Source organism: Shewanella litoralis (genome assembly GCF_009828585.1).
Lineage (GTDB): Bacteria > Pseudomonadota > Gammaproteobacteria > Enterobacterales > Shewanellaceae > Shewanella > Shewanella litoralis.
Window position 1 is genome coordinate 118,344 of record NZ_WSRZ01000015.1, and the last position, 11,237, is coordinate 129,580.

Consider the following 11,237-nt stretch of genomic DNA (forward strand, 5'->3'; position numbering starts at 1 on the left):
CAGCGCTATTGTTAAATATAATTTATTCATGATCGGCAAGTCCTTGAAAGGCGTATATCTTTGTAACCATTTATCCATGTTATTACAATCATATTGTTGCGACTTTTCATCTTTATAGCGACAATAGTCATATTGATATGGTGACAAGCATCATTAGCCCTATTTTTGGAAAATTTGCCTAATTTGTCCTCTAAACGACTTAAATTTAGCCAGTTATTGTTATTCTCGCTGACTCTATTGATGTCAGGCTTTGCGCTGGCCGAGAATAGTTGGCTTAACGTGCGTATTGATGGTGTCAGTAAAAAGCTTGAAAAAAACATTATCGCCCATTTAGGTACCCTGCCTGAATCTGATGTGCAGCGCAGGGCCTTTTTATTTACCGTTGATGACAATACTCAAGACGCTTTAGAATCCATGGGTTATTACCATGGCATTATTGATATTGACGTACAAGAAACCGACTCTGGTCCCTGGGAGCTTAACCTCAACATCACCACCGGGGATCCCGTTATCATTCAGTGGGTCGACATCAATTTTAGCGGTGAAATGCTGCAAGATGACAGGTTTGCAGTGTGGTTAAACAGTCTTAATATTAAACCCGGCGATACCCTAAATCACGGTGTTTACGATGCTTTAAAATCTCAATTAGTCACTTTAGCGTTAGCGCGTGGTTATTTTGATGGTCGCTATACTAAATCTGAAATTAGCATTAACCGCGACTTTAATACCGCGCAAATCAATATCCAATTTGACTCAGGCAAGCGTTACTTATTTGGTGAGGTTGATTTTGCAGGCAGCACGTTGAATGATGATGTTATTGAAGCGTTAATCCCGTTTGATGCTGACGCGCCTTATGCCACACAACAACTTACCGAATTTAACCGTAACCTGCTCGATACAGGTTACTTTAGTAACATCAAAGTATTGCCTCAAATAGATAAAATCAGTGATGGTGTGGTACCGATAAAAGTCGAGCTAAGCCCAAGACCAAGCCACTTAATTGAGGTCGGCTTAGGTGCAGATATCGGCAACAGCACCGAGGACACCTTTGAGCCTCGAGTGCGAGTCACCTGGCGCACGCCACAAATTAACCGCTATGGCCATTATCAAGAAACTAGCGCGGAGTGGTCACCTGATAGACCTAAAATTTTGACAACCTACACCATTCCACTGAGTCATCCATTAGATGACCAACTTAAAATTAAATTGGGCATATTACGTGATACTTACGGCGTGACCCAGGACTATGATGAAGAAAGCCGCTCGTTCGACAATACGGGGCAATTAGAGTCTAAAAAATATTTGATTGGACTTTCACGTCAACAACGCTCAAAAAGCAATTGGTTATATGGCTATTCAGTTGAGTCTATTCGGGAGTTTTATGAGCAGCTTGATACCGAGTACGATCCACGATTTTTATTAATGGGCTATAACCTCACTAAAACGGTTCGCGGTGACAACACCCTGGATCCTAAATCGGGTTTTCGACAAACATACAGCATGGAATATGCAGACCCATCACTGGGTTCAACCATTCGCTTAGCACGTTTTCAAGCACGGTTTAAATGGATTGAAACCTTTTTTGATAAGCACCGCTTTGTGGCACGCCTCGATTTAGGCGCCAACATTGCCAGTAGAGATGACATTAGCTTTATTCCGCCGTCACTGCGCTACTTTGCCGGTGGGGACCAAAGTATTCGCGGTTATAGCTACCAAGAACTTGGCCCCTATATTGACTACACAAACAGCGATGGTGGCATATCGCGCCAAGTTGTTGGTGGACGTTATTTAGCTATTGGCAGCCTAGAATATCAGTATTACTTAACCCCAACCTGGCGCGTCGCTAGCTTTGTTGATGCGGGTAATGCCTTTGACACCGGACAACTCGAGCCAGTGGTTGCGGTGGGCGGTGGTGTTCATTGGATATCGCCAATTGGGCCAATTAAACTTGATTTAGGTTTTGGTTTAAAAGAAACCGAAACCGTAGCGCGCTCATTCCGTTTCCATCTCACCATGGGGACAGAGTTATGATAGACAACAATACACCAAACGCACAAAACCCAGACGAAACGCCTAAAGCACAAGCTAATTCGGCCAAAACACCACCTGCCGCCTTGAGTATTCAAGCTAAGCTGTGGCGTAATTTTAAGCTCTATACCCGTATTTTAATCTATGTGCCTTTAATCATCTTAATGCTCGTAGCGGTGTCGATAGGCACACCGTTTGGCAGTAAAATCACGGTGATGTTGGTCGATAAATTAGTCAGCGATATCGGCTTAGAATATCAATCTGGTACCCTTAACAATGACCTCAAATTACACCGCCTATCATGGGCAATGAAAGGCATTCAAGTCGAAGCTAAGGGTGTTGAGCTTGATTGGGTACCCACCTGCCTTATCAACCAGCAAATTTGTGTCACGAATCTATCGGCAAGCAAACTCAAAGTAGATATTGTCACGGACAATATTCCAGCCAGTGAGCCAAGCGCACCAGAAATCGCGGATGAGACCCCGCAAGAACTGACACTGCCGATAAGTATCAGCCTTAATAAAGCCCAGTTTAGCCGAGTTGATGTCACTGTTAACCACATGAGTTATCACGCAGACCAACTTGCTACAGAAGCCATTTGGAATGACAGTGGCCTGCAAATAGAAACCTTAACCAGCCAGGGGTTGGTGGTTAACATTCCCACCACAAATAACGACAGTCCCGATACACAAACAGCTGAAACAAATAATGATTGGCCTTTAGCAAAGTTACCGGCCATCTTTATGCCTTTTCCGATAAAAGTGAAACAATTTGAAGCCGTTGACACGCAACTGAATATCGCTGAGCGCCAAGATAATTTTAGCCACATCGTCTTAGCGGCAAGTTTTCGTCAATATCAATTAGGTATCACCCAACTTGATATTCAACATGACTACGGCGATGTCAATGTGATTGGTGATATTGCCTTTTTAGACCATTACCCGCTGACATTAAAACTGCAAGCCAATATTGACCATGTGACCGAGGTCCCAGGATTAACTGAGCAGACATTAAGACTCGATTTAACTCAAGACTTAAGCCAGCTCAATATCAATGCAATAGCAAAAGGCAGCAACGCATTTACATTAGCGTCAACCATCGACTTAACGTCTGAGCAACTCGCTTATCAAGTCAGCTTAAATGATGCTTATTTGCAATGGCCCTTACAAAAACCTGAATACATTGCGCAAATCAAGCAATTTTCCAGTAACGGTAACCTAAGCGATCAAGTGGCTAAGCTTGAGGGCCAACTGACAACGCCTTTCAACCCTAACCTTATTATTCGTGCCGACATTGATAACCGCCAACAACAATTAACCATTAAGACTCTTAATATTCAATCGATTGCGGGCAATATCGACTTAGAGGGACAACTCTCTTATAAAGATAATGTAGTGTGGCAAGCCAATGTGCGCACCGATAATATTCAATTGCAACATATTGACTATCTGACTCAATTTAACCCGCTCAAAAGTAAATTCAGTGGTACCTTTTCCAGCCAGGGTAATATTGGCGCTAAAGACTGGAAAGTCGCCATTGAACAGGCAAACTTAACCGGCAGGCTCAATGGCTACCCGTTAAATTTGCAAGGTAATATTGCCATTAACCAGGCATTTGCCATTAATGCAGACAATCTTCAAGCCAACGCACTTGGTGCTAACTTACTGATTAATGGTACTGCCGATACCCTTTGGGATATTGACGCTGAACTGAGTGTGCCTGATTTAAGCCAATGGCTGCCGGGCGGACGAGGTAATATTTTTGCTAAGGTTGATGTCAGTGGCAATAGCGCCAATCCGATTGTCGATGTTGATGCTCAAATTAATAAATTCAGCTATAACGGCAGTAAAATAGACAATACCACGCTAGTAGCAAACTACCGTCCATTTGAGCAACACCGCTATCGAGTCGCACTCAATAACAGCTTATTATTTTGGAACAATAATAAGTTGAGTCAATTAACCCTCGTGAGCGAAGGTGACCAACAGCAACAACAAACCAGCTTAACCACAAAAGGTGACGTGGTAATCAACACGCAATTAGCGACTAATAGCAATCTCGACAAGCAACAAGTTAATGGCAAGTTTACCCAACTCAATCTGTCAAATGTACTCGGAGCATGGCAACAAGACACCCCGATTACCTTTGATTGGGACCAGCTTAAGCAGCGCGGTAATATTAGCCGTTTTTGTTTAGTACACCCACACAATAAACTCTGTCTGGTAAACGACATAAGCTTAGGCAGCACAGGCCAAGCCAACATTAATTTTAGTGGCAATCCAGGGCGATTATTGGCGCCTATATTATCTAAAAAAATGTCCTGGGATGGACAGGCAGCGTTAACAAGCCAAGTGAATTGGATCAAAGGTAAAAAACCCACTGCCGACTTACAATTTACCTTGATGCCTGGCAACATTACCTTGACCCGAGCAAAAACCAAGCCCGTGAGTATCGATTATCAACAACTATTACTGCGAGCTACACTGGATGAAAAACAGGTCACGAGCACGTTGAGCTTTGACTCCTCTGGTATTGCAAACTGGCAAAGCCAGCTGAGTGTTAACATTACGCCAGACCGAACCTTGCAGGGTAACATCAATATTAATGAGTTAAATCTTGCTCCCTTTGGTGAATTCTTCCCGCGGCTTGCTACATTAGAGGGGTTATTATCGAGCCGACTAACACTTGCAGGCTCATTAATGGACCCAAGTGTTTCGGGTAATATTAAATTAAGTGACGGTGCTTTTGCATTGTCGAGCAACCCCACACTCATCGATAAGTTGTACTTATCTTTAGCCTTAGAGGGCCAGCAAGGCCAACTAAATGGCCAATGGCATATGGGCGATGGCGAAGTTGCAACACAAGGCACCCTCGCCTGGCCACAAGGCAACTTTAGCGGCAACATCGATATCAAAGGCAGTAACTTAGCGGTTATTCAGCCACCGATGGCCATTTTAAATGTCTCTCCCGACATTAATATGACATTTGATCAGCAACTGTTTGCCGTTAAAGGCCAGGTCAATGTGCCTTCTGGGCAAATCAAGATTGTGCCGCTCGCTGAAGGTGGCGTTGCGGTATCAAACGATGTGGTTTTTAATGATTCGATTTCTGAACAAATCGTTAAAACCAGCCCTTATGCTATTACCGCAGACATCAATGTTAATGTGGGTAAAAACCTCACTATCGATGGCATGGGCTTAAAGGGTAAGCTGCAAGGTAACTTAGCGCTTAAGCAGCAGGCTTTTAAACCGCCTATGTTATTTGGTGATATTAAGGTGACTAAAGGGACCTATAAATTTATGGGGCAAACTCTCACCATTGATACTGGTGAAGTGCAGTTTGTTGGCCCAACGAGTGTGCCAAATCTTAATATTGAAGCCACTAGAGACATTAAAGATGAAGACATCACCGCAGGCGTAAGGGTAACAGGTACGCCAATGCGTCCTGTGGTCACGCTGTTTTCTAATCCCGCCAAAGAACAAGCCGAGGTGTTATCTTACATCCTTACAGGTAAAGGGTTCACCTCAACCTCAAACGAGCAAAGTAACTCACTAATGATGGGCGCAGCACTCAGCCTAGGGGCGCAATTTGACGGTGGCGCCATGAACAGTATAGGAAGCACTGCAACAGGGTTAATTGAAAAGTTTGGATTTTCTAATGTACAGCTTGATACCAACGATGACGGAAAAGTGGCTGTTAGTGGTTATATTGGCGAAGATCTCATGATCAAATACGGCGTGGGCGTCTTTAACCCAGGTTATGAAATGACGGTGCGTTACTATTTGTTATCACAGCTATATTTAGAAAGTGTATCGAGCACCTTGAGCCAATCGTTAGATATCTATTACAGCTTCGAAATCGACTAGGTTCTTCGCCCCGTCCCCAAATGTTTTTATTGGGATCCAGATTTTGCTCTAGGTTGTAGCATAAAATTAACACACAAAAAAAAGCGCCCTTAGGCGCTTTTTTTCAAATTAGCGATTAAGCAAATTTGAAGTCAATGTGTTCAACCATTGGCTTGAACGCGTGACGTTGAACAGCTTGTACACGTACTTTAATTTCTTTACCGTCTACAACAACAGTTAAATCAGTAGTATAGAAGTTATCGTTTAACTGGATGTTAATGATATCTTTGTGTGCAAACTTGATAGATACAGGCTCTTTGCCAGCACCATAGATAACAGCAGGAACTTGACCAGCATGACGTAGGCGGCGGCTCGAACCTTTCCCGATTTCAGTGCGGGTTTGTGCGTTGATTGTGTAAGACATTAGTCACTCACTTAATAAATAATAAAGTATAAAGGCGTCATCATTTTCGACCAACGATGACTCAAATAAAGCGCGCGGATATTACCACAACCACTGACGCCTCACAAGTGAATGTTAACCCCAGCGTCTCACGGGCCCACAATCTACATGAATAAAGCCATCACGAGGATAAAACCCAACACCGCCCAGCTTTAATGAAGCTGCTGCATCTCGAAGGTTTTTGGTGCTGATCCCAGGGATCGCGATATCCATCGCCATGCCTTTCATATGGTAACTTTTCTTAGCGACACCTTTACTTTTAGACGCTAACATTTGGTTTGTTTTAGGAGAACGATAAGCAGAGATTACATGGATTTCGTCTTGATTATCTAAGGTAAGCTGCAATTTATACAAATATTCAAATAATCGCTTATCAATGGGCGCCGCCACATTTTGACGATGGTCGCGTAATACTTGATTAAATTCAGTCAAGGTTTCTGCCTGATACTGACCATCAACCCAAAAGCTTCCTTGACTTCTTTCTCCGGTATGACGATTAAAAAAATGAAGATCTTTAACGCCATGAGTAGAACGGCTTGCTTGCGCGGTGTTAGGTAACATAGTTGCTACAGCGACACCGCTTAAGCCTAATAAAATTTGTCGACGAGTTAGGCACTCAATTGTCATTTTTACACCACTTAATTTATAGATTTACATAATTTATCGGCTTAAAGCACGATTTCATCTTCACAATGAGCAAGTACATCATTGTTGCTTTTTTATCCAACTGACCAGTAAATTAAACACTAATGGCTATAAATGCAAGTGGGGATAATTTTTACTGTGCAATAAACACACAGAAAAAGACAGGAGTGTGATGCCTCTCAAGTGCTTAGGCGTAAAATAGACAATGATTAACTTTACTTCATCCACCAAGTTTTTTGTGGATTCACAATTGTTGCAATCTATTGCACCCGAGCTTGAGGCTGTAGCTTTTGGCTTAATAGATTCACTGGGGGCACGGGAGCTAATTGGTAAATATCATCGCGGTATTGTGCAACATGTTCATCATCCACCCAAGCACGCCAATACACCATATGCACCGGTAATGTCGATGATAGTGCAAACCATTGGGTTTGGGTGTAATTGGTCTGTAATCGGTTCCAGGTACGTTTGTCGATAACTAAATGGTTTGCAAACCAATCGGCCAGCTGTTGTACTTTTTCAATTCGCACACAACCTGAAGATAAATCTCTATCAGCGCGCGAAAACAAAGATTTGGTGGGTGTGTCATGCAAATAAATACTTTGATCATTATTAAAATGGAATTTATAGCGGCCTAATGCATTATCACCACCTGGGCGTTGTACTACACGGTAAGGAAAGCGCCCTACTGCCGCCTGTTGCCATTGTTGTGGGGTTTTATCCACTCGGTTACCGTCAAAGTCAAATACATCAAAGTGTCTGTCCTTAAAGTAATGACCATTTGATTGGATTTGCGGCAAAATATCCTGGCGTAACAGCTGCCTAGGTACAGTCCATGTGGGATTAATAATGATATTAGAGATTTGCCCTGTCATCACTGGCGTTTGCCGGTATGGTTTACCCACAATCACTTTTGATGCCAACACCACTTGATTGTTCTCGACTAACACCATGTGAAAGGCCGGAATATTTATCAATAAATAAGGTTGCGGTAATTGGCTTAAGTAGGTGGTTTTGTCTACAAAACTTTTTGCCAGTAATGTTGCTCGTTGCTGCGGTGTTTGATTGAGCCAAAATAAGGTTTTAGGTCCAATAACTGCGTCAGAGGTTAATCCATGACGAGACTGAAAACGCTTCACGCTTTGCGCTAACGCAGGTAAATACAACACTTCATCAGCATGGTATTCATTGGCATCGCCAAGTAACCATAAACGATGGCTAATTTGCTTAATACTCGAATGCCCATCACCCGGACGCAATAAGCCGCCCGGCTCAATAGTTGGCCATTCTTGCGTTTGGGTTAACCACATTAATTTTCGTAGATAATTAACCACGCCAAGGTAGTCTTCAACGGCAGGTTCGAGGGCAATATTTTTAGCAATAACAGACGCGCTATCGTCTACAGTATCGTAGGCCAATGGAACCTGTTTTTGATGCCAAAATGCGGCGACGCTTTGCTGGATATTGTCAATGTACTCTAGCTGTTCGGCATCTGATCCCGATTGTAATATCGCTAAGTAGTGGGCGCGTTGTGCTGTAGGTTCAGCCAGATATTGTAATTGCAGATGCTGAATAAGATTGTCGTAATGATGCGGGGCACTCGCCAAAATAGATGGCGATATACACAAGAGTATTACACCAACAATATTGATATAAATAGATCGCGCAGCTTGACTCAACATGCTGTTCCCCATAGCCTTCGACACCTCAATATTGTCACGTTTACCCTTGCAGTGAAACGAATATCATCATTATTGCAAATAATGGCCTACTTTGGATGACAGAAACATTTTAACAACAAAAGTTAATACCAAAGCGTTACTTCAGCGTTTACTTTCCCATCATAGATATAAAAAATAACCACTTAACATTAAATTATTGATAGACAACTATGAACACAGATCTCGAATTGTTATAAGGAGCGCTTAACGCACTCAAGCAGTAGAGATCACAATGAATAAAAAACAACTCATCCAGTCCATGGCAATCAAAATGGATGCATCTCAAGTTGAGACTAAGCAACAGCTCGAACAAATATTACGTGTTATTCATCAAGGCTTAGCGGAAGGCGAGAAAATTTATATCCCACAATTTGGTACGTTTGAACTGCGCTTCTATTTACCTAAAACAGGCCGAAACCCTCAAACGGGTGAAGCGATGGAAATAGCAGGATTTAACCAGCCAAGCTTTAAAGCCTCTCCAAGCTTAAAGCAAGCGCTTAATAACTGAGAACGTATAACCAACAAAAACGGCTTAGCATTTAATGCTAAGCCGTTTTGTCATCAACAAACTTAAAAGCTTGAATCAACACTACATAGCGGTAAAGTCATCCAGTAAAATCACGCCAAATGGCGCTCCACCCGCTTCATTGTCGACAGCAGCAACACCATAAATGCCATTAGCGTTTAACGTGACTTCTAATGGTCCGATTGCCACTGTTTTAGTGCCCGCAACCGTTACACTAATGTTGTAGGTACCTGGTGCAACACTTAAGCTGCCCGAAGCCGCTTTAAACGCTACATTTGTAAGAGCTGGAGTCGCGTCAGAAATATCTGCCGTTTCTGTAAGGTATACATCAACCTCAGGTGCTGAGTACGCACTATGTACGACAGATAATTTAGCTTCAGTCGCTACCCGACGAGTTTGCTCCTCTAATACTAAAGGTTCAATGGCATCATCAATTAGTGAACCAACGGCAAAGGCGCTGTAGCTCTTACCTAACATCAACGACACTGGCGCCGCATCTATCACCACCACACTGTTATCGGCATCAGCAGCAACCGTGACGGTGTGATCGCCCTCTGGTACATTTAAGTATGCTGTTGAATTAGCAAACGACAACATATCTACCGCTGGATCGGTGGCATCATCGAGAAACACATCTACCGCTGGCGCGTCTGCAACAGCATGCACCACTCTAATATCGCTACCACTATTAATGTCATTCACAATCACTTCAGCATCGGGCAATGCCACATGCAGAGCAACAGGTGAGTCTCCAGACCAGGTATTTGGAATAGCACTAATAAAGTAGTCGGTCATATCGGCTAACGTTAGCGTGCCAGAATCGTATACCACCTCTTTCATTCCAGAGGCCGTGATACGAACTTGATAATCACCACTTGGCACTTCTAGCTGTGTACTCACATCCATATAATTGGCTGAAAGCGTTGGTGAGGCCGCTGAAATATCATCGCCAGGCGCAGTAACATAAACATCAACTAGCTCTACGGAAGGTGTCGCATGTAAAACCTGTACTCTGGCATAACCCGCTGCAATCTCAGCCACAGGATTAGTCACAAGCTTTAATGCTAACGATTCATCAGCTACTTTACCCAGCGCAATAGCGGTATATTCCATATCCGCTTCAGCCATCAAGGTAGTGTTCAGTACCGTCGTCGTTGCCCCATCAGCAAGAATGGCATCCACATCGATGTCGTAGGAGGCTGATGTCACCTCAAGTAAACCACTGGACATCGCATAATCAACACCAGTCAGTAACTCGGTACCATCAACCGACACATTTACCATTGGTGCATCACTGCCAGCGTGGATCACTCTGACCTGAGCGTTTTGTGCAACCGGTTCTGTCACCGCTTTATCATCATCGTCAGAACAAGCTGTTAAACCTACAAGCGACATACAAACTGCAATTGGGTAAATCCGTTTCATGTTAGTAACTCCTCATATAATGTTATGACGAATTTCTATACGGTAGTATTTTTTTATCGGTTCAAATTATCGACAACTTTTTTGCATTAATTTTAACGATTAACAAACACACTCATGTTGCGGTTCTTTTACACTACTCTCTATTGCTAGCCGCTCGTATATCAATAATGGTACCCGAGACCAGACGACTCTCGATATCCAAGAATGGCACGCCAGATGTTCAACCAGAGCGCGAGGGATTTTGCTTTTAGCTTTTGGCTTTAATTCTTAACGATAAAACTCAAATTTCAGATATAAAAAAGCCCCAACTTATGTTGAGGCTCTTTTACACCATACTTACGTATGTAAATAATGGTACCCGAGGCCAGACTTGAACTGGCACGCCTGATGTTCAACCAGAGCGCGAGGGATTTTGCTTTTGGCTTTAATTCTTAACGATAAAACTCAAATTTCAGATATAAAAATGTATGGTCCGCCTCGTTATTGCAAATGATATTTTCGATAACGAGGTTGGTTTGCGCTAATGTATTCGGAGTCTTCATTAGGTGCTTTACACCCGCTCCACGATGAGTTCCGCGCTAGAT

At 43.0% G+C, this 11,237-nt stretch carries 7 protein-coding genes; 3 read left to right on the top strand and 4 right to left on the bottom strand.

Annotated features, from left to right (window positions below):
• Positions 1-240 precede the first annotated feature (240 nt).
• Positions 241-2,031: an autotransporter assembly complex protein TamA gene (locus GQA99_RS13250; protein ID WP_160054375.1), complete on the top strand. Its 1,791-nt coding sequence runs from the start codon at positions 241-243 to the stop codon at positions 2,029-2,031.
• Complete coding sequence (gene tamB, locus GQA99_RS13255; RefSeq protein ID WP_160054359.1) at positions 2,028-5,894, top strand: autotransporter assembly complex protein TamB; 3,867 nt, start codon at positions 2,028-2,030, stop codon at positions 5,892-5,894. Before GQA99_RS13250 ends, tamB begins: the two co-directional genes overlap by 4 nt.
• Positions 5,895-6,009: 115 nt before the next feature.
• Here tamB and rplY read toward each other — a convergent pair whose 3' ends face one another.
• The 3 genes from rplY to GQA99_RS13270 all read right to left on the bottom strand — a co-directional run bounded on the left by rplY (position 6,010) and on the right by GQA99_RS13270 (position 8,663).
• On the bottom strand, positions 6,010-6,297 hold the full coding sequence (rplY, locus tag GQA99_RS13260) for a 50S ribosomal protein L25 (protein WP_160054360.1): 288 nt from the start codon (positions 6,295-6,297) through the stop codon (positions 6,010-6,012).
• A 114-nt stretch (positions 6,298-6,411) separates the two neighbouring features.
• Positions 6,412-6,963, bottom strand: a complete 552-nt coding sequence (gene mepK / locus GQA99_RS13265) for a peptidoglycan L,D-endopeptidase MepK (RefSeq protein ID WP_160054361.1) — start codon at positions 6,961-6,963, stop codon at positions 6,412-6,414.
• 278 nt (positions 6,964-7,241) lie between these two features.
• Positions 7,242-8,663, bottom strand: a complete 1,422-nt coding sequence (locus tag GQA99_RS13270) for a L,D-transpeptidase family protein (protein ID WP_160054362.1) — start codon at positions 8,661-8,663, stop codon at positions 7,242-7,244.
• 271 nt (positions 8,664-8,934) lie between these two features.
• Here GQA99_RS13270 and GQA99_RS13275 point away from each other — a divergent pair, with 271 nt between their 5' ends.
• On the top strand, positions 8,935-9,210 hold the full coding sequence (locus tag GQA99_RS13275) for an HU family DNA-binding protein (RefSeq protein ID WP_160054363.1): 276 nt from the start codon (positions 8,935-8,937) through the stop codon (positions 9,208-9,210).
• Between the two features lie 81 nt (positions 9,211-9,291).
• Here GQA99_RS13275 and GQA99_RS13280 read toward each other — a convergent pair whose 3' ends face one another.
• On the bottom strand, positions 9,292-10,653 hold the full coding sequence (locus tag GQA99_RS13280) for a DUF4397 domain-containing protein (protein ID WP_160054364.1): 1,362 nt from the start codon (positions 10,651-10,653) through the stop codon (positions 9,292-9,294).
• Positions 10,654-11,237: the final 584 nt, after the last annotated feature.